Annotated in this window: 27 protein-coding genes; 7 read left to right on the top strand and 20 right to left on the bottom strand. The window is 61.3% G+C overall.

Annotated elements, in window-relative coordinates:
• The 5 genes from B0E55_RS21865 to rpsB form a co-directional block, all read right to left on the bottom strand.
• A complete protein-coding gene (locus B0E55_RS21865; RefSeq protein WP_003942673.1) occupies positions 1-897 on the bottom strand; it encodes a phosphatidate cytidylyltransferase in 897 nt (298 codons plus the stop codon).
• A gap of 48 nt (positions 898-945) precedes the next feature.
• A complete protein-coding gene (frr, locus tag B0E55_RS21860) occupies positions 946-1,503 on the bottom strand; it encodes a ribosome recycling factor (RefSeq protein ID WP_003942777.1) in 558 nt (185 codons plus the stop codon).
• A gap of 43 nt (positions 1,504-1,546) precedes the next feature.
• Entirely contained in the window at positions 1,547-2,275 is a 729-nt protein-coding gene (gene pyrH, locus B0E55_RS21855) for a UMP kinase (protein ID WP_019747988.1), read from the bottom strand.
• 200 nt (positions 2,276-2,475) lie between these two features.
• A complete protein-coding gene (gene tsf / locus B0E55_RS21850) occupies positions 2,476-3,303 on the bottom strand; it encodes a translation elongation factor Ts (RefSeq protein WP_019747987.1) in 828 nt (275 codons plus the stop codon).
• Positions 3,304-3,509: 206 nt separating this feature from the next.
• Positions 3,510-4,367, bottom strand: coding sequence for a 30S ribosomal protein S2 (gene rpsB, locus B0E55_RS21845; RefSeq protein WP_003942709.1), 858 nt, complete (start codon positions 4,365-4,367; stop codon positions 3,510-3,512).
• 313 nt (positions 4,368-4,680) lie between these two features.
• On the opposite strand from rpsB, the gene B0E55_RS21840 reads away from it, so the two are divergent.
• Positions 4,681-5,175 (top strand): M23 family metallopeptidase, encoded by a 495-nt coding sequence (locus B0E55_RS21840; protein WP_241896117.1) that lies wholly within the window; start codon positions 4,681-4,683, stop codon positions 5,173-5,175.
• A gap of 38 nt (positions 5,176-5,213) precedes the next feature.
• Here B0E55_RS21840 and B0E55_RS21835 read toward each other — a convergent pair whose 3' ends face one another.
• Both B0E55_RS21835 and B0E55_RS21830 read right to left on the bottom strand, forming a co-directional pair.
• Complete coding sequence (locus B0E55_RS21835) at positions 5,214-6,323, bottom strand: MinD/ParA family ATP-binding protein (RefSeq protein WP_069145982.1); 1,110 nt, start codon at positions 6,321-6,323, stop codon at positions 5,214-5,216.
• 122 nt (positions 6,324-6,445) lie between these two features.
• Entirely contained in the window at positions 6,446-7,372 is a 927-nt protein-coding gene (locus B0E55_RS21830; RefSeq protein ID WP_198538440.1) for a tyrosine recombinase XerC, read from the bottom strand.
• 84 nt (positions 7,373-7,456) lie between these two features.
• On the opposite strand from B0E55_RS21830, the gene B0E55_RS21825 reads away from it, so the two are divergent.
• Positions 7,457-8,629: a multidrug effflux MFS transporter gene (locus tag B0E55_RS21825; RefSeq protein WP_080910458.1), complete on the top strand. Its 1,173-nt coding sequence runs from the start codon at positions 7,457-7,459 to the stop codon at positions 8,627-8,629.
• Here B0E55_RS21825 and B0E55_RS21820 read toward each other — a convergent pair.
• The 5 genes from B0E55_RS21820 to B0E55_RS21800 all read right to left on the bottom strand — a co-directional run bounded on the left by B0E55_RS21820 (position 8,626) and on the right by B0E55_RS21800 (position 13,443).
• The gene (locus B0E55_RS21820) at positions 8,626-9,396 is read right to left on the bottom strand and encodes a siderophore-interacting protein (protein ID WP_080910457.1); all 771 of its coding nucleotides are present in this window, start codon (positions 9,394-9,396) and stop codon (positions 8,626-8,628) included. The genes B0E55_RS21825 and B0E55_RS21820 overlap by 4 nt on opposite strands.
• Before the next feature lie 295 nt (positions 9,397-9,691).
• On the bottom strand, positions 9,692-10,051 hold the full coding sequence (locus B0E55_RS21815; RefSeq protein WP_003942721.1) for a histone-like nucleoid-structuring protein Lsr2: 360 nt from the start codon (positions 10,049-10,051) through the stop codon (positions 9,692-9,694).
• Positions 10,052-10,454: 403 nt separating this feature from the next.
• Positions 10,455-11,582: a DNA-processing protein DprA gene (gene dprA, locus B0E55_RS21810; protein ID WP_080910456.1), complete on the bottom strand. Its 1,128-nt coding sequence runs from the start codon at positions 11,580-11,582 to the stop codon at positions 10,455-10,457.
• On the bottom strand, positions 11,579-13,087 hold the full coding sequence (locus B0E55_RS21805; RefSeq protein ID WP_019747979.1) for a YifB family Mg chelatase-like AAA ATPase: 1,509 nt from the start codon (positions 13,085-13,087) through the stop codon (positions 11,579-11,581). Before B0E55_RS21805 ends, dprA begins: the two co-directional genes overlap by 4 nt.
• Positions 13,087-13,443, bottom strand: coding sequence for a YraN family protein (locus B0E55_RS21800; RefSeq protein ID WP_029255132.1), 357 nt, complete (start codon positions 13,441-13,443; stop codon positions 13,087-13,089). The genes B0E55_RS21805 and B0E55_RS21800 overlap by 1 nt, the downstream gene beginning before the upstream one ends.
• Before the next feature lie 262 nt (positions 13,444-13,705).
• Between B0E55_RS21800 and B0E55_RS21795 the strand changes: the two genes are divergently transcribed.
• Positions 13,706-14,440: a hypothetical protein gene (locus B0E55_RS21795; protein ID WP_003942731.1), complete on the top strand. Its 735-nt coding sequence runs from the start codon at positions 13,706-13,708 to the stop codon at positions 14,438-14,440.
• A 115-nt stretch (positions 14,441-14,555) separates the two neighbouring features.
• Here B0E55_RS21795 and B0E55_RS21790 read toward each other — a convergent pair whose 3' ends face one another.
• Entirely contained in the window at positions 14,556-15,362 is an 807-nt protein-coding gene (locus B0E55_RS21790; protein WP_080910455.1) for a helix-turn-helix transcriptional regulator, read from the bottom strand.
• 144 nt (positions 15,363-15,506) lie between these two features.
• Here B0E55_RS21790 and B0E55_RS21785 point away from each other — a divergent pair, with 144 nt between their 5' ends.
• The 3 genes from B0E55_RS21785 to B0E55_RS21775 all read left to right on the top strand — a co-directional run bounded on the left by B0E55_RS21785 (position 15,507) and on the right by B0E55_RS21775 (position 18,109).
• Positions 15,507-16,514, top strand: coding sequence for an iron-siderophore ABC transporter substrate-binding protein (locus tag B0E55_RS21785; RefSeq protein WP_241896116.1), 1,008 nt, complete (start codon positions 15,507-15,509; stop codon positions 16,512-16,514).
• A gap of 82 nt (positions 16,515-16,596) precedes the next feature.
• Positions 16,597-16,830 (top strand): hypothetical protein, encoded by a 234-nt coding sequence (locus tag B0E55_RS21780; protein ID WP_019747974.1) that lies wholly within the window; start codon positions 16,597-16,599, stop codon positions 16,828-16,830.
• Positions 16,831-16,927: 97 nt separating this feature from the next.
• Positions 16,928-18,109, top strand: a complete 1,182-nt coding sequence (locus tag B0E55_RS21775; protein WP_080910454.1) for an RtcB family protein — start codon at positions 16,928-16,930, stop codon at positions 18,107-18,109.
• A 65-nt stretch (positions 18,110-18,174) separates the two neighbouring features.
• Here B0E55_RS21775 and B0E55_RS21770 read toward each other — a convergent pair whose 3' ends face one another.
• From B0E55_RS21770 to B0E55_RS21745, 6 genes are all read right to left on the bottom strand, one after another.
• A complete protein-coding gene (locus B0E55_RS21770) occupies positions 18,175-18,480 on the bottom strand; it encodes a DUF2469 domain-containing protein (RefSeq protein WP_003942715.1) in 306 nt (101 codons plus the stop codon).
• A gap of 37 nt (positions 18,481-18,517) precedes the next feature.
• Positions 18,518-19,198, bottom strand: a complete 681-nt coding sequence (locus B0E55_RS21765) for a ribonuclease HII (protein ID WP_019747972.1) — start codon at positions 19,196-19,198, stop codon at positions 18,518-18,520.
• Between the two features lie 50 nt (positions 19,199-19,248).
• Positions 19,249-20,052, bottom strand: coding sequence for a signal peptidase I (gene lepB / locus B0E55_RS21760; protein WP_024487347.1), 804 nt, complete (start codon positions 20,050-20,052; stop codon positions 19,249-19,251).
• A 55-nt stretch (positions 20,053-20,107) separates the two neighbouring features.
• Positions 20,108-20,449 (bottom strand): 50S ribosomal protein L19, encoded by a 342-nt coding sequence (gene rplS, locus B0E55_RS21755; protein ID WP_003942791.1) that lies wholly within the window; start codon positions 20,447-20,449, stop codon positions 20,108-20,110.
• A gap of 89 nt (positions 20,450-20,538) precedes the next feature.
• Positions 20,539-21,426, bottom strand: coding sequence for a hypothetical protein (locus B0E55_RS21750; RefSeq protein ID WP_003942742.1), 888 nt, complete (start codon positions 21,424-21,426; stop codon positions 20,539-20,541).
• 105 nt (positions 21,427-21,531) lie between these two features.
• Positions 21,532-23,865 (bottom strand): Tex family protein, encoded by a 2,334-nt coding sequence (locus tag B0E55_RS21745; RefSeq protein WP_080910453.1) that lies wholly within the window; start codon positions 23,863-23,865, stop codon positions 21,532-21,534.
• A gap of 75 nt (positions 23,866-23,940) precedes the next feature.
• Between B0E55_RS21745 and B0E55_RS21740 the strand changes: the two genes are divergently transcribed.
• A complete protein-coding gene (locus tag B0E55_RS21740) occupies positions 23,941-24,927 on the top strand; it encodes a serine hydrolase (RefSeq protein WP_029255127.1) in 987 nt (328 codons plus the stop codon).
• 26 nt (positions 24,928-24,953) lie between these two features.
• On the opposite strand, the gene B0E55_RS21735 is transcribed toward B0E55_RS21740, so the two are convergent.
• A partial coding sequence (locus B0E55_RS21735; RefSeq protein WP_198538439.1) for a DegT/DnrJ/EryC1/StrS family aminotransferase occupies positions 24,954-25,153 on the bottom strand: 200 nt, incomplete at its 5' end.

Below are 25,153 nucleotides of genomic sequence, written 5' to 3'. Positions count from 1 at the left end.
TCAGACGAGTGCGTACAGAATCAGCCAGGTGACAAATGCCGACGGCAGGAGTGAATCCAGGCGATCCATGATTCCGCCGTGGCCGGGAAGCAGAGTTCCCATGTCCTTGATGCCGAGTTCACGCTTGATCTGCGATTCGATCAGGTCTCCGACCGTCGCGACGACCACCAGGACGACACCGAGCAGGACGCCGATCATCGAGTTCGCGTCGAGGATCAACGTCACCGAAAGCAAGCTGCCGATGACGCAGAAAATGAGGGAGCCGACAAATCCTTCCCAGGACTTCTTCGGGCTCACAGCCGGCACCATCGGGTGCTTCCCGAACAGCACTCCGGCCGCGTAACCGCCGATGTCGGAGCACACGACACCGATCATCAGGACGAAAACGCGACCCGGGCCGTCGTCTTCGAGCACCATCAACGCACCGAATGACGCCAACAGCGGGATCCACGCCAGAACGAACACCGTGATGGAGGTGTCTCTCAGAAAGTTCTTCGGGGTCGCCTTGAGCCCGTGGTCGAACAACCGCCACACCATGCACACCAGGACGGTTGCGGTGAATCCGCTGAGCACCCCGACCGGTCCCCACGGCCAGCCGAGCCAGATCGTGGCTTGCCCTCCGACGAGAAGGGGAATTCGCGGCACCTCGATGTCGGCTTCACGAAGCCGCGTTGTGACCTCCCACGTCGCGATGAACATCGCGATCGCGACGACAGCGATCCATCCCGGGGGCAGGAAGATCAAAGTGCCGATGACCAAGGCTCCGAGACCAGCTCCGACGCCGATGGCGGCAGGTAGGTTCCTGCCCGCCTTCGACTTCGGCGGTTGCGCGCCCTCAGCGCCGCCCGTAGGCCCGTCCGTGACGGGACCACCGGCGGTTCCCTCTTGTGCGTGCACCCAAACTCCCTGATCTACTCCCGACGACAAACACTGCAAATGAGGAGGCTATACCTCCATCAACTCTGCTTCCTTGTGCTTGACGAGTTCCTCGACCGTGTGCACGTACTTCGCCGTGGTCTTGTCGAGTTCTTTCTCTGCGCGACCGACCTCGTCCTCGCCGGCTTCACCGTCCTTCTGGATCCGGCCGAGTTCGTCCATCGCCTTGCGGCGGATGTTGCGCAGCGTGACCTTCGAATCCTCGCCCTTGGACTTGGCCTGCTTCACCAGTTCACGACGACGCTCTTCAGTGAGCTGCGGAACCGAGATGCGGATGATGCTGCCGTCGTTGGACGGGTTCACACCGAGATCCGAGTTGCGGATCGCCGTCTCGATCGCGTTGAGCTGCGAAGCCTCGTACGGCTTGACGATGACCATGCGGGCCTCGGGGACGTTGATGCTCGCGAGCTGCGTGATCGGCGTGATCGAACCGTAGTAGTCGATCACGATGCGCGAGAACATACCGGGGTTCGCGCGTCCGGTGCGAACCGAGCCGAGATCGTCCTTGGCTACCGTGACAGCCTTTTCCATCTTCTCTTCTGCCTCGAAGAGCGCTTCATCGATCACGGCTGTTCCTCCATGTTGTTCTGCATCATTTTTTGGGTGTCACTCACGACTTGATCAGGGTGCCGATCTTCTCACCGGATACCGCGCGAGCGATGTTTCCTTCGGTGAGGAGGTTGAACACCATCATCGGCATCGAGTTGTCCATGCACAGGCTGAACGCCGTCGCGTCCGCGACCTTGAGCTCACGTTCGATGACCTCGCGGTGCGTGATCTGTTCGTACATCGTCGCGTCCGGGTCGATACGCGGGTCGGCCGAGTAGACGCCGTCGACGGCCTTGGCCATCAGCACTACCTCGGCACCGATCTCCAGCGCGCGCTGCGCAGCAGTGGTGTCGGTGGAGAAGTAGGGCATACCCATCCCGGCACCGAAGATGACTACTCGCCCCTTCTCGAGGTGCCTACGTGCGCGAAGCGGAAGGTACGGCTCGGCGACCTGTCCCATGGTGATTGCCGTCTGCACTCGAGAATCGACGCCGGCCTTCTCCAGGAAATCCTGCAGAGCGAGGCAGTTCATGACGGTGCCGAGCATGCCCATGTAGTCGGAGCGCGCGCGATCGAGGCCACGCTGCTGCAGTTCCGCTCCGCGGAAGAAGTTTCCGCCGCCGATGACCACTGCAACCTGTACGCCCGATCGAACGACCTCTGCGATCTGCTCAGCCACCTTGGTGACCACGTCGGGATCGAGACCGACTTTGCCGCCTCCGAACATTTCGCCGCCGAGTTTGAGCAGGACCCGCTTGAATCCTGGACGTTCGTTGGCTGGTTCGGACATTGTTCTCCTCAGTTCGATACAAGACCTTGTAGGTCCTTCATTCTTCTTCTGCCGCCGAATCGGACACCGCGACATAGGAAAGCCCCCGGGACTCGTCCCGAAGCACTCTTATCCTGCCTCATCGGAGGCCCCAGGTACACGTAGACCCCGCCGGTAGAGCAAATGCTCTTCAGGCGGGGTCCATGTGTACGGGCTCCGAATTAAGCGGAGGCGCCGACCTCGAAACGCACGAAGCGCTTGATCGTCACGCCTGCCTCGTCGAGGATCGCCTTGACGGTCTTCTTGGAGTCCGTGACCGAAGACTGCTCGGTCAGAACGACGTCCTTGAAGAAACCGTTGACGCGGCCTTCGATGATCTTCGGCAGAGCCTGCTCGGGCTTGCCTTCTGCGCGGGCGGTCTCCTCGGCGATGTGACGCTCGGAAGCGACGATTTCAGCGGGAACCTCGTCACGCGTGACGTACTTTGCCTTGAGTGCTGCGACCTGCATTGCAGCGCCGCGAGCGGCCTCAGCAGCAGCATCGCCTTCGCCGGTGTACTCGATGAGAACGCCGACAGCGGGCGGCAAGTCGGAGCTGCGCTTGTGCAGGTACACGGCAACGGGGCCGTCGAAGGAAGCGACGCGGCTCAGTTCGAGCTTCTCGCCGATCTTCGCGGACTGCTCCGCAATGACGGTGTCGATGGTCTTGCCGTCGAGCTCGAGCGCCTTGAGAGCGTCGAGGTCCGCAGGCTTGCCAGCAGCAGCGACGGTCACGATCTCGTCGGCCAGCTTGATGAACTCGTCGTTCTTGGCGACGAAGTCGGTCTCGCAGTTGATCTCGATCATGACGCCGTCCTTGGCGACGACGAGACCCTCAGCGGTGGTGCGCTCTGCGCGCTTTCCGACATCCTTCGCGCCCTTGATGCGCAGCTGCTCGACGGCCTTGTCGAAATCGCCGTCTGCATCTGCGAGTGCGTTCTTACATGCCATCATTCCGGAGCCGGTGAGCTCACGGAGCCGCTTGACGTCAGCGGCGGTGTAGTTCGCCATGATTAGCGAGCCTCCTCATGTGTCTGTTTCGGACCTAGGACTAACGGTGAAGCACGGCCTAGCGGTGAAGCACGGCCTAGCGGTGAAGCACGGCCTAGCGGTGAAGCACGGCCTAGCGGTGAAGCACGGCCTGACGGTGGTGCTCGGGCCTAACGGTGAAACGGCCCTGACCAAAAGAACTCTTGGTCAGGGCCGGTTTCAACGAATCAGGCCTCGGTGGCCGGTGCCTCTGCGGCGGGGGCTGCCTCAGCCTCTGCAGCCGGAGCTGCCTCAGCCTCTGCAGCCGGAGCTGCCTGCGAGAGCAGTTCCTGCTCCCACTCGGCGAGGGGCTCGCCTGCGCCGGCTTCGGGCTTCGCGTCCTTGTCGGCGCTCAGTCCTGCACGTGCCTGCACACCTTCGGCAACCGCGGAAGCGACAACCTTGGTCAGCAGTGCTGCGGAACGGATGGCGTCGTCGTTGCCCGGGATCGGGTAGTCGACGAGGTCGGGGTCGCAGTTGGTGTCCAGGATCGCGATGACCGGGATGTTCAGCTTGCGAGCCTCGGCAACTGCCAGGTGCTCCTTGTTGGTGTCGACGATCCACACCGCGGAAGGAACCTTGGCCATGTCGCGGATACCACCGAGGGTGCGATCCAGCTTGGTCATCTCACGCGTGAGCATGAGGATTTCCTTCTTGGTGCGACCTTCGAATCCACCGGTCTGCTCCATTGCCTCGAGCTCCTTGAGGCGAAGCAGACGCTTGTGAACGGTGGTGAAGTTGGTGAGCATGCCGCCGAGCCAACGCTGGTTGACGTAGGGCATTCCGACGCGAGTCGCTTCGGAAGCGATGGACTCCTGCGCCTGCTTCTTGGTGCCGACGAAGAGGACGGTGCCGCCGTGGGCAACGGTCTCCTTGACGAACTCGTACGCCTTGTCGATGTACGTCAGCGTCTGCTGGAGGTCGATGATGTAGATGCCGTTGCGGTCGGTCAAGATGAATCGCTTCATCTTCGGGTTCCAGCGACGGGTCTGATGTCCGAAGTGGGTTCCACTATCGAGCATCTGCTTCATGGTTACGACAGCCATGGCTGTGTACCTCAAACTTTCAATCCGGTTGATGCAGGCGATCGGGTGATCCCTGCCCTGGCACCCGCACGGCCGTCGGACCTGTTTCGTGAGAACCAGGACCAGCCGAGGCCGGAAAACGTGCGCGGGCGCGCGAAGTCGGACTGTGCGAGCACAGACCGCTCGACAAGTGTACGTCCTCGTCCGCCGATGCCATAACCACCCCGGAAGCAACAGACCGAACCGGCGGTTGTGGATCGGCGATCATCTTGTGGATTACCCGTCTGATCTGCATTGAAGCGCGTGCGACTCCACGCAAGATCAAGGAATGACGATGTTTCGCGGAGCTCGACGAGGAGTGGTCGTTGCCGTGATCTCCTGCTGTGTCGCCGTAGGCACGGCGTCGGCAGACACGCGTTTCGACTGGCCGCTCGCTCCCCGGCCGCACGTGGAACGCGCTTTCGACAAACCGGCCAAGAATTGGCTGCCGGGTCATCGCGGGGTCGATCTCGGCGGCAGTGCCGGCCGATCCGTCCTCGCGGCCGGCGACGGCATTGTGGTGTTCGCGGGAGTGGTCGCCGGAAAGCCGACGGTGTCGATAGATCATTCCGGCGGCCTACGCACGACCTACGAACCAGTCGTGGCAGTCGTTCGCGCAGGTGAACGCGTCGCTGCCAGGTCGGTGATCGGAACCCTCGAAACCGGGCACGAAGGGTGTGCTGTCGAAGCATGTCTGCACTGGGGCTTGCGCCGTGGACGCGAGTATCTCGATCCACTCGGACTCGTTCGGACGCAACCGCTCAGGCTCAAGCCATTGAAAGGAGGCTGATCGGTCGCAGAAATCGGTCGCAGAAATCGGTCGCAGAATCAGTGCCACTCGGAAACGGCGTGCCGACCCACTGCGTCCGCGAAGTCGTCGGCCACCATCGCTGCCAGTTCCATGAACGCTCGTCTGGTGGCCGGTCGCATCAACTCGAGGTCCATCACCGACCCCTCCGCGAGATGCTCGTCGAAAGGAATGACCTCGACGGCGCGGCATCGACGCATGAAATAGTCCACCAAAGCGTCCATGTCGATCACGCTCGACCCTGGTCGGGCGGCGCTGATGACGACGACGGTCCGTTCGACCAGATGGCCGTATCCGTGCAACTGAAGCCAATCGAGCGTTGCCGCTGCGCTGCGCGCTCCGTCGATTGCCGGCGAACTGACGAGAACCAACGAATTGGCAAGATCGAGAACGCCGTTCATCGCCGAGTGCATGATCCCGGTACCGCAATCGGTGAGGATGATGTTGTAGTAGACCTGCAAGATGTCGATGACCTGGCGATAGTCCGCCTCGCTGAATGCCTCCGAAATCGCCGGATCCTGCTCACTCGCCAGGACCTCGAGACGACTCGACGACTGGGATGTGTGCACTCGAACGTCCGAATAGCTCTTTATGTCCGGTCTAGCAGCAATCAGATCGCGTACCGTCGAATTGGTCTGCAGCGGAACACGTTGCGCCAAAGTTCCGAAATCTGGATTGGCGTCAACCGCTACGACGCAATCACCACGAAGCGAAGCAAATGTCGCACCGAGTCCGACCGTGACCGTCGTCTTGCCCACGCCCCCTTTGAGCGAGAGCAAAGCGACTCGGTAGTCGTTACGGATCGGCTGCTCGATTCGGGCGGCCAGTGCACGGTTGCGCTGTTCGTTGGTCGAATCCCCCAGATTGACCATACCTCCGGTCGCACGATGCAATCCCCTACGCCATCCGCCACGCGGCGTCCGTTTAGGGCGTTTCAGTAAAGCTTCGGCAACCAGATCCTGGTTTGTCACCTGCTGTTGGCTCGGCGGTGGCGGTGGCGTGGTCCAGACCTCTTGCAGTCGTGCCACAGGCTCCGGCGTCGGCGCAGGCTCGGGAGCCGGTTGCGGCGCTTCGGACAGCCAGGCCGGTTGGCCGCTGTTCGGCAGGTGCTTCACATCTTGGCGGTTCACGAATCCCCCGGATTTCGCATGTCATCGAGTGTCTCGACACGACGATCGAACTTGCCGATTGTTCACTCTTCTGAGCTGCGACGCTACCAAATACCGGCCGAGAACTCGCGTCGCTTCACAATCTAGGCGCGTGGATGGGCCTGATCGTGGACGGATCGAAGGCGTTCGACCGACACGTGCGTGTACAGCTGAGTGGTCGCCAAACTCGCATGCCCGAGGAGTTCTTGGACCACACGAAGGTCTGCACCACCCTCCAGCAAATGTGTCGCAGCCGAGTGCCGAAGCCCGTGCGGACCCATGTCGGGAGCCCCTGGAATTGCAGCCATGGTTTCGTGGACCACCGAACGCGCCTGACGCTGATCGAGCCGGCCGCCTCGAACTCCGAGGAGCAATGCTCGCCCGGACCTGTCCGAACTCAGCGCGGGTCGTCCGTGCTCCAGCCACCCGTTCAGTGCCGATTCTGCAGGCAGGCCGTATGGCACTGATCGCTCCTTGTTCCCCTTGCCGAGGACACGAAGCAAACGTCGATCAGCATCGACGGACTCGACGTCCAGTCCACACAACTCGCCGACGCGAATTCCGGTGGAGTACAACAATTCCACGATGAGTCGGTCTCGCAGGGCGAGCGGCTCCTGTTGCTGCGCACCGCTTTCCGCTGCATCCATTGCGTCGAGGGCCTGGCTCTGACGCAGCACCGTCGGCAGCGTGCGACGAGCAGGTGGAGCCGCCAGACGTGTGCCCGGGTCGACGGAAATACGTCCGGTCTGCGCGAGCCACGCAGTGAAACTACGCGCCGAAGAAGCCCGTCGAGCTACCGTCGTACGGGCTGTTCCTACGGCATTCTGGGCGGCCAACCACGAGCGCATGACACTTAGGTCGAGGCGGTCGAGATCTGCATTCTCCGAACCCGCGGAGAAATGGGTCAGCAATGCCCACGCGTCACCGACGTAGGCGCGGATCGTGTGTTCCGACCGGCCTCGGCTCAGTCGGAGGTGCTCGGCATACGCATCGAGGTGAACGCTCAAGCTCGCCGGCAATGCGTCAGTCATGAACACACGCTCGCTCGCCGCGATTGAAACTGCAAGCTGCCTCGCCGATAGGGTTGATCGGTGAATCGAGCAATTCCTCTGAAGATGTTGTGTGTACTGGCACTGATTTCCGCAATCGCTCCACTGTCCATCGACATGTACCTGCCCGGCCTACCTTTGATGGCGGATGCACTCGACACTACTGCGGCCAGCGTTCAGCTCACGCTGACCACCTTCATGGCAGGCCTCGGAATCGGCCAGCTGATCATCGGTCCGATCTCCGACGGACTTGGCAGGCGACGAATACTGCTGGCCGCGACAATCGTCACGGCACTGAGCGGCGCGGCATGCGCTGTGGCGCCGAACATCGAGTTTCTCATCGGTGCACGACTCGTCCAGGGCTTGAGTGGAGGCGCTGCCATCGTTCTCGCCCGCGCTTGTATTGCCGACCGAGCGCGTGGCGACGACGCAGCGAAGCTCTTCAGCATCATGATGATCATCGGCGGTATCGCTCCCGTGGTCGCGCCACTGATCGGCGGCGCACTTCTCGGCCCCGTCGGATGGCGCGGGATCTTCTGGGTCCTGGCTGTCGCAGGCGCTGTGATGGTGGCTGGTGTGGTTTTGCTCGTTCCCGAGACACTTCCACCCGAGCGACGCCATGGCGGTGGTTTGAAGGCCCTGATCTCGAATCTGCAGTACGTGGTCCGAAACCGGCACTACCTCGGATATGCGCTCGCATTCGTCTTCGGATTCGGCGCCTTGTTCGCGTACATCTCCGCGTCACCGTTCGTCGTTCAGAATGTTCTCGGGCTGAGTCCGTCACAATTCTCGATCGTGTTCGCAGTGAACGCCACCGGAATGGTCACGGCAGCGATGATCACCACTCGCCTGCTCGGTCGCGTCGGAGCTCGCACGCTGCTGCGTTTCGGGGTGTGCCTGCTCCTCATTGGTGGCGCCGTATTGTTCTGTACCAGCGTGGTTTTCAGTTCCACGAATACGTGGCTGATCTTGGTCCCGCTGTTCGTGGCGATTTCGAGCATCGGGTTCATCATGGGCAATGCAACCGCTCTCGCCCAAGGAGAGGTCACCAACGCGGCCGGAACTGGTTCAGCCCTGATGGGAGCGGGCCAGTTCGGCTTGGCAGCGCTGGTTTCGCCGTTGGTGGGAATTGCGGGAGAAGACACTGCCGTGCCGATGGCAATCGCAATTCCCACCTTCGGAGTTCTCGCGGCCGTTGCGCTCGTGTTGCTGACTCGCGGCAAGGCCACCGCGAGTTAGTTTTCGGCCGCGGCGAGTTCGGACTTCCAGACCCGGAAGCCTTCTTCGGTGCGACCACGACGCCAATAGCCGGAAATAGAAGCAGCCGCCGCCGGGACATTTCGTTCCTTGCGAATGTACGGCCGGAGGTTGTGCATGACGGCTTGTGCTTCACCGTGAATGAACACGTGCGGTTCGCCCGGCAACCATTCGAGTGCCTTGACCGCGGCGACAACCGGAGCGTTGTCGCCAGCTAATTCTTCGCCGACCACATCGGACGATGCTCCGCGATGCAGCCAGGTCACGGCAATACCTTCTGGGGCATCGAGCGCGATTTCGTCTTCCGGCCCCCCGACTTCGACGACGGCGTAGCCGACCGCATCCGGCGCCAATCTCGCTATCGAAGCAGTAATAGCAGGTATTGCGGTCTCGTCTCCGACGAAGAGATACCAGTCAGCGGATGGTGACGGCGAAAACGCGCCACCCGGTCCACGCAGGGTAATCTCAGCGCCCGGCTGAACGGACGCGGCCCACGGACCTGCAACTCCCATGTCGCCGTGGACGACAAAATCGATTGCAATCTCTTTGGCATCAAGATCGTACGAACGAATCGTGTAGGTGCGCAGTATCGGCTGATCAGGAGTACCGAATTCGATCTTTACATAGGAATCGCTGTATTCGCTGGGAGTGAAGGACTCGAAGCCCGGTCCCCCGAGAAACACTCGCACCATATGGGGAGTCAATTGTTCGGTCCGCAGAACCGTCAATGCAGTTGTCGGCTTGGCCACAGAAAGATCCTTCCAAAAGTTAGTGTTACCTAACTAAGGTACACGACAATTGCAGCGCATGGACAAAATGCCTCCCCCGGTACATCCGCCCCGCGCGCGACAGACCACGGTGCTCAACGAAATAAACCGACCACTCTGCCGGGTAAATTCGTCGGTGGCAGCCAAATTTCCGAATCAGGACTCGTGCATGATCAGGCAGCACATCGCTATCGGAGAAATTCAGCAAAGCAATAGTAAAATACGCCTCTGGCCCCCGGCGAGGTTCGCCAGGGGCCAGAGGAGGTATTAATTCAACCTAGTGTGCAGCGTCGAAAGCGTCGATGATTTCCGCTTTGATACGCCCGCGCGGAGCAACTTCGTAACCGTTCTTACCCGCCCAATCACGAATGGCCTGGAGCGTCTCCTTGGAGCGGCCAGAACCCGAGGTGGCCTGCGGAGATGCAGCCTGCGCCTTCTTGCCACGCTTCCCGCTCACCTTCGCCGCCGCCTCGACGAATGGCTTCACCGCAGCGTCGAACTTCTCTGCATTGGTGGCGCGCAGATCGATCACGTAATCCGTTCCCTGGTAAGAGAACTCAATTCGATCACCGAATCCATCGTCAATCGGCTTACCGTCAAGGTCGTCGATGAGTTGCCGAATCAGCTTCTCAGCCATTGCACTCCTCTTTCAATGATCGATTCAATTCTCCTTCACAATACACAGATAGAGCGTTGATGAACAAAAGAAGTCCGGAAACCTGTGCCATTTCCGAACAGACTCAATGGTCCGAATTAGCAGCGGGTTAACGACGCACCAATCAATACCCGCACTCAGGGGATCCAGACTAATCAGACTTCAAAGCACATTGACCTGAGACTTTCCTGAGGCCCGTTAAATTCACGGCCAGGTCTGCAAAGCTGGGTCGAGAATAACGCTGCACACAGGCCGATCGAGTTCACGAAAAGCAGTCCTGACGTGCAATTACCAGCATCGCGAGGGTATTCGAGTTTCGTTCTCGCCGGAACGGTTAGTGGGCATCGCCACCCGCCCACCGGACGAGCACAATCAAGTTCACGCGCTACCGCGTCCGAAACCATCCACTCGAATCAGAACTCGCAAACCCCTCGAGTTCGAGCAGAGGAAGAGTTGCACGAACCTGCGTTATGAGCAATCCCGATTCCTCGGACAGCTCACGCGTACTACGTGAACCTGTTCCCGGCAATGCTTCGTATACCAATCGAGAATTGCCCCGCAATGCGTCGATGTCACGTGTAGCGGCTGCATCCTCCGCGGAATCCCCGACACCAAATGGACCTGACGCTTCGACTACATCCACGGCATTGGAAACGAGTTGCGCTTCACCTTCGCGGATCATCCGGTGACATCCGGTCGACGATGCCGAAGTAACCGGCCCGGGCACCGCCATTACCGGCCGGCCCAATTTCCGGGCCCAATTGGCGGTATTGCGAGCACCACTGCGCCAACCCGCCTCGACCACCACTACTCCGTCCGACAACACAGCTACCAGTCGATTCCTTGCCAGAAACCGGAACTTTGCAGGTGTTGTGCCCGGTGGATATTCACTTATCACTGCACCCGAACTCGCTATCTGTTTGAGTAGTCGCGCATGCCCTGACGGATACGCTCGATCGACCCCACAGGCCAAGACAGCCAGTGTGTTTCCACCTACGCCCAATGCAGCGCGGTGCGCGGCCCCGTCGATACCGAAGGCTGCCCCGGAAATCACGGTCCATCCGTCGACAGCGAGGTCACCGGCAATCTCTGCCGTCACGTGTTCGCCGTACGCAGTAGATGCTCGCGTGCCGACAATCCCAACCGATCTCTCGGTCAGATCAACCAAATCTCCGGACCCCAACACCCACAACACAAATGGCGCCGTCTCACCCCCGGAGGCATCGAGTCCGTCGAAGGAAAGCATTCGCCACGCCGGCCAATCGGCGCAGTTCGGTGTTACGAGCCTGCCACCCATCGCCTCCATCAGGTCGAGGTCTCGTTGGGCTGTGTCGATGTGAGCGCGGGCTCGTGTCTTCTCCTCGATCGCGGGTGGCAGATCGCCGTTGCGGACCGCCCTCGCAGTTTCTTCGACCCCGAGCTCGTAGATCAACATGGACATATACGCGCTTGGGCCCTGCACGACGCGGGACAGATATGCCCAAGCGAGTAGTCGCGGATCGTGCGCAGTCATTGGAATCCCCTGTCTCGGAAGTCGAGTGCGGTGACAACTTGGTCTGGTCCGGGCATCGCCTCACCTGCCAGATCGGCGACACTCCAGGCAACCCGCAACGCTCGGTCCGCCCCACGAGCAGTGATGACACCTTTGCGCAGCGCCCGTTCCACCGGCGCCAGCGCCGCACGCGAGAGTCTGAACTTCTGTCTCAACGCCGGCCCTGGTACTTCCGCGTTGGTCCGCCACCCGTACTCACTCCACCGCTGGGCTGCAGTGTCTCGAGCCGCCGCCACGCGCGCACGAACATCGCCGGTACTTTCCCCTACTTCGTCGATCAGCGCTCCGGTTGCAACGGCCTGCATCCGGACCCTGATGTCGACTCGGTCCAAGAGCGGGCCGGACAATTTCCCCAGGTAACGGCGACGCGCCGCGGGTGCGCAGACGCAGTCCGCGTCTCGCGGCGGCGCGCATGGGCAGGGATTGGCGGCCAGGATCAGCTGGAACCGCGCCGGGTACCGCGCAACTCCGTCCCGCCGGGCGATTCGTACCTCCCCGTCTTCGAGTGGCGTGCGTAGCGCTTCGAGCACCTTCACCCCGATCTCGGCACATTCGTCGAGAAACAGCACGCCGCGATGGGCGCGGCTGACCGCACCAGGACGAGCCATCCCACTACCACCACCCACCAGCGAACTGACCGACGAACTATGATGCGGCGCAATGAAAGGCGGCATATCGATCAACGGCCGATCCTCCGGCAACACCCCCGCCACCGAATGAATCGCCGTCACCTCCAACGACTCCCCCTCCGTCAACGGCGGAAGAATCCCCGGAAGCCTCTGCGCCAACATCGTTTTCCCGATCCCCGGCGGACCCGTCAACATCAAATGATGCGCACCCGCCGCAGCAACCTCGATCGCCCACCGAGCATCCGTCTGCCCGACAACCTCACTCAAATCACGCACCGTCACCACATCCGCACGCTCGAAAACATCAGGAACAGCCAGCGCCAACTCACCACGCAACCACCCGATCACCGCGGACAGATCGTCAGCGCCCAGCACTTCGATCCCCTTCACCAGGCCCGCCTCAGCCAACGCCCGAGCTGGAACCACCACAGTCCCCCACCCCGCCCGCTTCGCCGCAAGCACCGCAGGCAACACACCACGCACCGACCGCAAACGACCGTCGAGCGCCAACTCCCCCAAAAACACAGTCTCCCGCAACAACTTCCGCGGCAACTTCTTCGCCGCATCGAGAACCGACAACGACAAAGCCAAATCGTAAACGCTGCCCACCTTCGGCAACGTCGCCGGCGACAACGCCAAAATCACCTTGCTGTCCGGCCACTCCTCACCAGAATTGGTCACCGCGGCCCGAATCCGATCACGCGACTCGTGCAACGCCGTATCAGGCAGCCCCACCAAATGCACCGCAGGCAACCCGCGCCCGATATCCGCCTCGATCTCCACGATCTGCCCGTCCACGCCACTGACCGCAACAGAATGCGCCCGCCCCAACGCCATCAGAACGCATCCACAAAATGCTCGACCGAAGGCACGCCGTCGCGGCCGATCAACACCGCCACCACATCGAAACGCACCCTCGACCACGACCGACCCGAATCAGTGAGCCACTGCATCGCCAACACCCGAATCCGACGCTGCTTCGCGAACGTCACCGACTCCGCCGGACTCCCGTACCCGACACCCGACCGAGTCTTCACCTCCACGAACACAATCCGATCACCGGACGTCGCAACAACGTCCAACTCGCCGTACCGACAACGCCAATTGCGCTCGACAATCTCCAAACCAGAATCGATCAGGAACTCGACAGCCACATCCTCGCCCCGAGCACCCAACGCCATATTCCTCGCCATCGCAGCCCCCACCACTCACACCCCGCGCCCGCCCCATACGAAACGCGTCCCAACCACCACCCTCGATCCACCACCACAAAACCAAGCCACCCGAAAACAACCTGTTGACAACTCAGAACCTGTGGAATTCGGCAGCGCGACACACCAACGGCGACCCGAACCGTGACAATTTTCTGAAATCCCCACAATTTGGACGAAAGTCCAGTAGAACTAGTTACAGTTTTGCTCAAACCGTCACGCACCCCGCTGAATGGAGTTCTACATGGCCCGCCGCTCACTTCGCCACGCAGTAGCAACCACTACATCCCTCGTTCTCATCGCCGCCGGCGTCACTGTTGGACTTGGAGCCTCGGTGGCGCAAGCAGCACCGGCATGCGCGCTCAACCAGTCGGTCACCGACAGTTGGGCCGGTTCCCTCGGGACGCCGTACACCGTCAGCAAGGAGGTTGTCGGCGATGGCAAGGTCGCCGCGGGTCAGACGGTCACCTACATCACCAAGGTTTCCGGTTCCGGAGCCCTCGTCAATCAGATCCGCGATTTCCACCCGGCAGGATTCCAGCTGGTCAAGGCTCGCCTGAACGTCAAATGGCTTATCGGCGACCAGAAGTGGGACGACGTCACCAAGACCGTCGTTGTCGGCAACAACTCCGTGGTGGCAAAGGGCGGCGGATGGACCACTGCGGGCGGCGGCGTCATCGCTTTGGAAACCACCTACAAAGTTCCCGATAACGCAGTTGTAGGCACGCAGCTCGACAGCGGCGCCGGCACCAACATTGTGCTGGCGGCGGGCGACTGGAACATCAATCCGATGGGCGTCTGCGTCACCATCCGGCAGCCGAACCCCGTCGAGGCGGGCGCCGGAAGCCTCGAGGACATGGGCTTCGGCTCACTCAACTCCGGATCAGGCCAGGTATTCGGCTCCCTGACCGACCCGCAGGGGTCGATGACCAATGTCATCAGCGGTGTCTTGGGCAATGTGCTCGGCAACATGAGCTGATTCAGTTCAGATTAGTAAATGGGCCGAGCTACCAGCAGATGCTGGTAGCTCGGCCCATTTCTACTTTGCCGAACAAAGCTTTGCCGTCAACCGAGTTCAAGAAATCATCAGCAAATCACCGCATCAGCTTTCCGCCGTACCGGGCCGGCGTCGTACCGAAGGTTTCCCGAAATGCGGCGATGAACCCACTGCTGGTGCGGTAACCAACCTGCGGGGCAACGTCATTGACACCCTCACCCCGCGCGAGCATCTCGAGCGATGCGTACATGCGTGCTCGAGTTCTCCACTGCCCGAAGGTAATCCCGGTATCGGCGACAAAGGCTCGCATCAAGGTCTTGGAACTGACCCCGAGTTCGCCCGCCCACTCCCCCAGCGTCCGTGAGTCTGCCGGATCGGCAAGGATGCGGGCAGAAACCAAACTCGCCGCAGCATTGCGAGGAACCGCGAGGACGTCGTGCCGTTCGGGCGCGGCAGCAAGAATGTCGTAGAGCAACTCCTGACTCATCAACCGCCGAGCATCGTCGATGGTCCGATCTGCGAGATGGCGCAGCAATTGAGCGGACAGAGCATCGACTTCGAGAACAAGTGGCTGAGTCCACCGCGGCCCGGCAGGGCGTAGATCCGGACGCGCATAGGCCGCAATCATGCACCCCTCCGTCAGAAGTGTCATGTCGTGGAGAACGGTGCCCGGCAACCAGACCAAGTGCTCGCTGTGCAGGTGCCACACATTGCCTCCGGCAGCGATCTGCATCGTCCCTTCACTCATCCAGGCGATCTGATACTCGGGGTGTCGATGAGCTCCGTACGCAGTCACTCCGTCGACGACGTTGGTGTAGACCTGAAAATCTTTGAATGTCCGTCCGCGACTATCGGGCAGCGCTAGCAAGGACTTTGGACGAGTCGAGTACTCGATAGTGGACATTTTGCGTCTTTCTGGGCGTATCCGAGTCCATCCTGAAGGATGGACCGACGATCCCGCAAAGGTTAGCCTCACTTTATTGCTGACGCGACCAGTTCAGCACTTCACGCGGAACTCAGATCACTTCGCCCACCACTTCGAAGGAGCATGCACGTGCCCTCACGTAGCACCCGAATCCTCGCCGCCTTATTCACGACGGCCGCGATCATCGGGTTCTCGACCGCCTGTGGAACCTCGCAAGGCGTCGACACCGCATCAGCGACCCAGAGCAACGACGCATTCCCCGTGACGATCGAGCACGCACAGGGGTCGACGACAATCGATGCCGAACCGCGGCGGGTAGTGACACTCGGATACACCGATCACGAACCACTGCTCGCCTTGGGAGTCGAACCCGTAGGCATGGCCGAATGGTGGGGGTCCGGCATGGATGAAAGCTGGCCGTGGACGAAGAATTACTGGAAGGGGAAAACTCCGACCTACATCAACAGCGGCGGAGACTTCAACTTCGAGCAAATCGCCTCCCTCGCACCAGATCTGATCCTAGCGCTGTACGCCGACATCGACACGGAGACCTACAAGAAGCTGACCTCGATTGCGCCGACTGTCGCGCAGAGCAAGGACTACGACGCATACACAACGCCGTGGACCGACATGACACTCACCGCCGGGCGCGCCCTCGGCAAAGAACCACAAGCTCAGCAACTGATCGCGGATACCGAAAACGCGTTTGCCACCGCTCGCGCTGCACACCCGGAGTTTTCCGGGCAAACCGCAACGATCGTCAACCTCGACACTCCCGAGGGATACGTGTTCTCGTCGCACGACCCACGCGGCATCTTCCTCTCGTCACTCGGATTCACCCTCCCCCCGACGGTCGACGCATTCGTCGGCGACCAGTTCGGCAACTGGCTGCCGAACGAGCGATACGACATCCTCGAACCCGTTGATCGTTTGATCGTGATGGCCGATCCGGAGGGAGAGAAGGCCCTCCCCGGCAACACTCTCTACCAGCGGCTACCCGCTGTGAAAAACGGAAATGCGATAGTCGTGCGATACACCGCAGATCCACCCGTCGGCGCGGCGATGTCCGGCAATACCGTCCTGAGCATTCCGTACGCCATCGACCAACTGACCGCCACATTGTCGAAGTAACCAACAATTCCAGGTATCGAAAATATGTTCGAATGATGCTAGCCTCAAACCCAGGAAGCACTCACGGACATCGAGGATCACCATGGACGAGGTACCGGAGACAGCGCTAGATCTTGCACGACTCGATCTGGCTCGGCTGGTCGACGAGTTGACGGTTCTCGACCAGCGACGCGTCGACATCGGCGAGAGCTTGGTTCAACTCGAGTACCTCTACGCCAGGATGGGCGCACGGCAACAAGCAGATGCTGCCCGAAAAGCCTTCCAGGAGAAGTACGTCGGACGAATCTACGAACTCGCAGACGGTCTGCGCACCTGAAAAGAGGTTGCACACAACCACTGACGGAGCGCATGGTCATTCCTGCACGACACACCGGACCGATCGGTTCGGCTGTGAACTATGTGGGAGAAATCTGATGGAGAAGATCACCAAGAGGCTGTGGAACTGGGCATCGATACTCGACGAGAACACTCGCGAGCAAGCGCTGCGCACGTCCCAGATGCCTTTTGTCCGTCCACATCTGGCACTTATGCCGGATGCGCACCTCGGTGCGGGAGCGACGGTGGGTTCGGTCATTCCGACGGAAGGCGCAATCATGCCCGCCGCCGTCGGAGTCGATATCGGCTGCGGAATGATTGCGGTCAAAACCCAGTTCAGCGCACGCGACCTTCAAGGCCGCGACCTGAGCGTTCTTCGCCACAGCATCGAACGCTCCGTTCCGCTCTCGGCAGGTGTCTACAACAAGACGCTGAGCGACACGGCGCAAATCCGCATCGCAGAACTCGAGGCAATGGCGGGCGATCGCCTGGCCTTCTACGACAAGTTCAAGAACAACTGGAGGTTTCAGCTCGGAACGCTGGGTTCTGGCAACCACTTCATCGAGGTGACGCTCGACGAGAGCGACGGCGTCTGGCTGTTCCTGCACTCGGGCAGCCGCGGTATCGGAAACAAGCTCGCACAGCATCACATCAAGATCGCCAAGGACTTGTGCGAGCGGTGGTACATCAACCTTCCCGATCCGGATCTTGCCTACCTGGTCGAGAAGACGCCCGAATTCGACTCGTACATCGCCGATCTCAACTGGGCTCAGCACTTCGCTCTGCTCAACCGCGAAGAGATGATGGACCGCGTCGTGAAGGACTTCGCGCACTTCATGGGTGACGGCAAGCCCGCGATCATCGACGAAGTCGAGCGGATCAACTGCCACCACAACTTCACCCAGAAGGAGTTCCATATGGGCCGGGGTGTGTGGCTGAGCCGTAAGGGTGCGATCAAGGCAGACGAGGGCACGCCCGGGCTCATCCCCGGTTCGATGGGGACGGCGAGTTACGTCGTTGTCGGGAAGGGAAACGTGCCGTCGTTCAAGTCCAGCCCCCACGGCGCGGGTCGGGTGTACGGACGTAACCAGGCACGCAAGACCTTCACCATCGAAGATCTCGACAAGGCGATGGTCGGCATCGAATACAAGCGTTCCGCGGCGTTCCTCGACGAGATCCCGGGTGCGTACAAGGACATCGACGTCGTGATGGACGACGCGAAGGACTTGGTCGAGATTCGACACACGCTGCGTCAGATCGTGAATGTCAAGGGCAACTGACCCCGCGCAACTCCGCGAAATGCGAAGTGCCCCGCCGATATCGGCGGGGCACTTCGTTGTCAAGATCAGTCAGGAAGGCGCAGATCCGGCTTGTCCAGCTCTTCGATGTTGACGTCCTTGAACGTCACGACGCGTACGTACTTCACAAATCGCGCCGGGCGGTACATGTCCCACACCCAGGCGTCGGACATCCGCAGCTCGAAGTAGATCTCCCCGTCTGAATTGTGGGGCAGCAACTCGACCGTGTTGGCCAGGTAGAAACGTCGTTCGGTCTCCACGACGTAGGAGAACTGTCCGACGATGTCCCGGTATTCACGGTAGAGCGACAGCTCCATCTCGGTTTCGTACTTCTCGAGATCCTCGGCACTCATCGGTTTAGCCAGTCCTCCCAGTTCGTCTGAACGTCCATCATCCCGTACGGCCCGCGCGTTGTTCCAACCGGACTCCCGCAGCCACCACGTTTGCGTAGGTCATGCGATGCTCGGGGCACGGCCCCAGCTCGTCGAGAGCGTCCATGTGCAACGGCGTGCTGTATCCCTTGTGAATCGCGAAGCCGTATCCGGGATGAGTGTCGTCCATCTCGGTCATCACACGATCTCGGGTCACCTTCGCGAGAACGCTCGCCGCGGCGATACATGCAGCGGCGCCGTCACCGCCGATAACTGGTAGCGACGGAGCCGTCAGACCCGGAACCCGGAACCCGTCGGTGAGGACGTAGCCCGGTTCGAGATCGAGGCCCGCGACTGCGCGACGCATCCCCTCGATGTTGGCGACGTGGATACCGATCTGATCGACTTCCGCAGCGGGTACCGAAACGACACTCCACGCCAACGCCAAGCGCTTGATCGCCGGGAAAAGCTCCTCGCGCGCACGTTCGGTCAGCTTCTTCGAATCGTCGAGCCGTGCCAGTGCCGCTTGCGGTTTCGGCGCCAGGACACACGCGGCAATGACGAGTGGACCAGCGCACGCTCCGCGCCCGGCTTCGTCGACGCCGGCGACCGGACCGAGTCCGGTTCGCGCCAACGCAGACTCCATCGTCCGCAGACCTGCCGATCTGCGAATGACAACGCGAGGGGGCCAACTACTCACTGTCTCTGCCTACTCGAAACTACGCGAATCCATGTGTGCGGTACGACAACTCAATTGCCCTGAATATCAGGCGCATCGATGCCGCCCATTCGCGACGGGGGAAGAACGATGAATCGAGCTTGACCGATGATGTTGTCGATCGGGACGGTTCCCTGGAACTCGTCGTCGACGTGGTAGCGCGAGTCGGCGGAATTGCTGCGGTTGTCACCCATGACCCACACGTGGCCCTCGGGAACGGTGATCGGTCCGAAGCAGCGGCCCGACTTCAATTCGGTGTCACACGTTTGCGTTCCCGGAGTGAACGGGAAATCCATCTTGATGTACGGCTCGTCGAGCGGCCTGCCGTCGACCAGGACTCGGCCCTGATCGTCGCAGCATTCGACGGTCTGGCCGCCGGTAGCGATCACTCGCTTGACCAAGTCGTTCTCGTCCGGCGGAACGAGGCCGACCCACGAACCGACCTCTTGAATGCCTCGAACTACAACGTTGTCGGACCGATTGGACACATATTTCGTGTTCCACGAATCGGGTCCCTTGAAGACGACGACGTCGCCGGGTTCCGGATCGCCGAAGCGGTATCCGATCTTCTCCACCACGATGCGGTCACCGGTACATCCCGCACAGCCGTGCAGTGTCGGTTCCATCGACTCGGATGGGATGAGAAAAACTCTGAAGACAAATGCCTGAAGGACGATGCTGAGTACCAGCGCTACGCCGATCAGAACAGGGAGTTCTCGCAGGAACGATCGCTGTTTCTTCTGCGGCCGATGTGAGGTCGGTTCCGCGGAACCGCTTGATCCCTCGTGATTCTCGGGTCCGGACGACAATGCCTGCTCCTTCGAAGAATCTGCCACAGAAACCAGATTAGCCCGACACCGCGCGTACGCGGTGCCGGGCTCATCGGAAAGATCAGCGCTTTTCCTTGATCTTCGCCTTCTTGCCACGAAGCTCACGGAGGTAGTACAGCTTGGCGCGACGGACGTCACCGCGGGTCAGAACCTCGATGGAGGCCAGCGTGGGGCTGTGAACCGGGAAGGTGCGCTCGACGCCGACGCCGAAGGAGACCTTACGGACGGTGAAGGTCTCGCGAACGCCGCCGCCCTGGCGACGAATAACGACGCCCTTGAAGACCTGCACGCGCTCCTTGGAGCCTTCGATAACCTTGACGTTCACGTTGAGCGTGTCGCCGGGACGGAACTCGGGGATGTCGTCGCGGAGCGACTTTTTGTCCAGGAAGTCCAGGGTGTTCATATGTCATCCTTGTATTTCGCAGGAGCAGAGGAACCGAGCGGCACGCGTTTCGGTCTCCCGAAACGGCGCTCGTCTGGTTCGTGCCCAGATCAAGTGCTGCTGCCTGGTCCAGGCAACCCGTCCATTGTGCCAGACGCGGACACCAGCGGGGAAATCGGTGGCGGCGGAGCCGCGTGAATGGTGTGGTCCAATTCCTGCTCAGCCGCCGTCATCGCATGCTCGACGCTCGGTGATCCGGCAATCAGATCCTGGACGTAGATCTTGGCCCTGATGACCGGTCGCCGCCACTTCCGCTCACGCTCGAGCGCGCGGTTCATCCGTTTCGGCTTACGCGTGTACCGCCAACGCGCCCACGGCGCACCCGGCCGGCTCAGGCGAACCGCACCGATTACCAGCAACGGGAAAACGAACAGGCCGACGAGCCCCGTCCAGATCTTCCCCTTGAGAATCACGATGGCTGCCAAGGCGAAGTTGATCAACGCGACAAAAACGAACACCAACTTGATCCACGGATCCCGTTCTTCACGGAACCCGGCGACGTCGAGAAGTTCGAGCGGGCGGAAACCCAACAGCACCAGACCGGTCACGGCGATCGCGACGAAAACCGCATCCACCGAGGTCCGACCTTGCTCGGACCAGTACACATCCTTCAGATAGAAGATCAGTGCGAACTCGTCGAGCACCAATGCCGCACCCATACCGAAGATCGCCGCCAGGACGGCACCGGTGGTCTGCGAACCATCGACGTAGACCGCGATCAGCGCACCACCGGAGATCATCATGGCGATCACACCGAACACGACGTGATGCACGTGCTGACCTCCGGGCGCGATGTTGCCCGGCCACCATTTCACCTGCGCACGGATCATCCGGACGCTGAGACGGATGAAGAGGAAGGCAGAGAGGAATCCGAGCAGGAAGAACAGCAATGGCAATCGGCCATGGGCGATGATCTCGCGCTCGAGCCACTCCCGCATCACTGTCCTCCCTTCACCGAATTTCAGATCCGATCATTCTTCCGATTGATACCGCCAACCGACTCGAATGAGACGATACGGACTCCGAAAACCCGGCGGACGGATTTACTTGCCGAAGCCCGCCTTGCGCAGAGCCTCAGCCATCGACCCGGCAGCGGGCGCGCGGTTGTCCGGACGCGACTCGCGTCCACCCTGACGTCCGCCATTACCTCGTTGCTGCCCCTGACGCTGACCCTGGCCCTGGCCCTGACGCTGTGGTTGCCCACCTCGCGGGCCTTCGGACTTGCGGGGTGCGCCCACCTCGTCGTCGAGACGAAGCGTCAGCCCGATGCGTTGGCGTGCCTCGTCCACTTCGAGGACCTTCACCTTGACGACGTCACCTGACTTGACGACCTCGCGTGGGTCCTTGACGAAGTTGTGTGACATCGCCGAGACGTGAACCAGACCGTCCTGATGAACTCCGATGTCGACGAAGGCACCGAAGGCTGCGACGTTGGTGACCACACCTTCGAGAGTCATACCGGGCTTGAGATGCGCGACTTTCTCGATGCCTGCGGCAAAGGTCGCGGTCTTGAATTCGGGTCGTGGATCTCGTCCCGGCTTCTCCAACTCGGAGATGATGTCGGTGACGGTCGGTAGACCGAATCGCTCGTCGACGTAGTCGGACGCCTTGACCGATCGAAGTGCCTGCGAGTTTCCGATCACGGTGCGCACGTCCCCGCCGGCACTGGCAACGATCTTGCGAACCACCGGATATGCCTCCGGGTGGACGCTCGACGCGTCGAGAGGGTCGTCGCCGTCGGTGATCCGCAAGAAGCCTGCGCACTGCTCGAAAGCCTTGGGTCCCAGTCGGGAGACGTCCTTGAGTCCCTTGCGGGACTTGAACGGACCGTTCTGGTCCCGATGGGCGACGATGCTCTCCGCTAGGGAACCTGCGATTCCGGACACCCGAGCGAGAAGTGGCACGGACGCGGTGTTGACGTCGACGCCGACCGAGTTGACGGCATCCTCGACGACGGCGTCGAGCGAACGTGAGAGCAGCGATTCGGTGATGTCGTGCTGGTACTGACCGACACCGATGGACTTGGGATCGATCTTGACCAACTCCGCCAACGGATCCTGCAGGCGACGCGCAATGGACACCGCACCGCGAATCGAGACGTCGAGGTCGGGAAGTTCCTGCGACGCGTAGGCCGAAGCCGAGTACACCGATGCGCCTGCCTCGGAGACGACGATCTTGGTCAGGTTGGGCGCGCCGGTCTTCTTGATCAGTTCGGTAGCGAGCGTGTCGGTCTCGCGTGAGGCCGTGCCGTTGCCGATGGCGATCAGTTCGACGCCGTGCTTGGCGACCAGCCCGGCAAGCGTCGCAAGCGCCGCGTCCCACTTGTTCTGCGGCTGGTACGGGTAAATCGTCTCGTATGCAACAACTTTGCCGGTTCCGTCGACGACGGCAACCTTAGTTCCGGTGCGAAATCCGGGGTCGAGTCCCATGGTGGGTCGGGCGCCGGCGGGAGCCGCGAGGAGTAGATCCTTGAGGTTGGTGGCGAAGACGTCGACGGCGTCCTTTTCGGCCGACTGCCGCAGACGCATTCGAGTGTCGATACCGAGCGTGACGGCGAACTTCGTCTTCCACGCCCACTTGACGGTGTCGAGAAGCCACCCGTCGGCGGCCCGACCGCGGTCGGCGATCTCGAACCGCGACGCGATGCGGCCTTCGTAGACTGTGCGCTCCCCCGGCGCGAGTTCTTCGGTGTCGGCCGCCATGTTGAGCGACAGCACTTCTTCCTTCTCTCCGCGCAGGACGGCGAGGATGCGGTGCGAGGGCAGTTTGGAGAACGGTTCCGAGAACTCGAAGTAGTCAGCAAACTTCGAGCCATCGGTTTCCTTGCCCTTGCGGACCGATGAGACGACCTGGCCGCGACTCCACATCAGCTCGCGCAATTCACCGACCAGATCGGCGTCCTCGGCGAAGCGCTCCACGAGGATCGACCGGGCACCGTCGAGTTGCTCGTCCGAATACTGCGCGGGATCGGTGGTGGGATCTCCGATGAGAGCGTCCGCGACGGGCTCGTGGCCGGCCTCGCGGGCGATCTGCGCCTTGGTGCGCCGCTTCGGTTTGAAGGGGAGGTAGATGTCCTCCAGCCGCGCTTTTGTCTCGGCCAGCATGATCTGACCGCGCAGTTGATCGTCGAGTTTGCCCTGAGAGTCGATCTCCGTGAGCACGGCGTCACGACGGTCGTCGAGCTCGCGGAGATACCGCAGCCGCTCGTCCAGGAGTCGCAACTGGGCGTCGTCGAGCGTGCCGGTGACTTCCTTGCGGTACCGGGCGATGAAGGGCACCGTGGCTCCGCCGTCGAGAAGGTCGACTGCTGCTGCAACCTGGCCTTCGCGGACGTCGAGTTCCTCGGCAATGCGCTGGTTCACGGTCTTGAGAATCACGAGATCCGACCCTACCGCTATCCTGAGACAAGAAGATCGGCAACAGTGCCGTGTCAGGGCTACCGGGGGAAACAGATGAGTACGCGGTACGTCCGGATTGCCGCAATGGCGGCCGCAGTTACTTTTGCGGCTTCGTGCAGCGGTGGACAGAACCCGGATGATTCGATGCAGACCCCCGCCTTCCCCGACACCAATGTTCCGGTCGCGGAGACTCTCGACGGCCGACTGGCTCAAGCTCAGGTGGCGGCGCTCGGGCGTGGTGCGGACGTCTCCATCGCCGTCCTCGATCGATCCTCGGACAAGTACCTCGATGTCGCCGGCGACCAGCAAATCGAAACTGCCTCGGTGGCAAAACTTTTCATCGCCGAGGATCTCCTCCATCAGGACGCTCGCGGCGAGCGGCCCATCACGGACGACGATCGCACCCTCATGGCGGCGATGCTCGAATCCTCCGACGACACCGCAGCCAACCTTCTGTGGGACGAGGTCGGCGGTCAGGAGGTGATCACCCGGGTTGCCGAGCGTTACGCACTGACCGCGACGACGCCGCCGTGGGACGGAATGTGGTGGAACACCGAGACCACGACGCACGACCTGGTCACTTTCTACAACGGCGTCCTCGACGACTCCGACCAGCTCGGACCTGAGCGGGTCGAGCAATTCGTCGAGTACCTGCGGCAATCCACTCCCGAAGGAACCGACGGCTACGACCAGAGGTTCGGATTGCCCGAGGCCTTGTTCGGCGAGTCGGTCATCGGAGTCAAGCAAGGCTGGATGTGCTGTGTCGAGGACAAGTGGATCCATCTGTCCACCGGCATCGTCGGTGACGACAACCGATACATCATCGCGATCGGTTCGCGAGAAGACGTCCAGTACACGGACGAGGACAGCTTCTATCCCGACACCTCGTTCACCGACGCCGTCGACGACGAAAGCGCACTGCACGCACGTGACACGGTCACCGGCGTCACACAGATTCTCTTCCCGAGCGGAAGCATCGACGACTGGGCGGCGGCATCCACGACCGCGGATTCGGTGATGCCCGAAGCTTCCGGGCCCTGATTCGATCCACGCGGTCGTGTTCGTCCTCAAGCCTGCTTGTACTCGAGGACGGAACCGATGACCCGTTCCTGTTGTTCGGACGTGAGCATGGGCCACAGCGGCAGTCGAAGGATCGACGCGGAGAACTCGGCGCTACGCACACACGGCTCCGGTGTTCGTCCGTAGCGCACACCGGCCGCACTCGTATCGAGCGGAATGTAGTGGAACGGCGCCACGATTCCGTCGG

This window comes from Rhodococcus sp. 66b (genome assembly GCF_002076325.1).
Classification (GTDB): Bacteria; Actinomycetota; Actinomycetes; order Mycobacteriales; family Mycobacteriaceae; genus Rhodococcus_F; species Rhodococcus_F erythropolis.
This window is presented reverse-complemented; position numbering and strand designations above follow the sequence as displayed.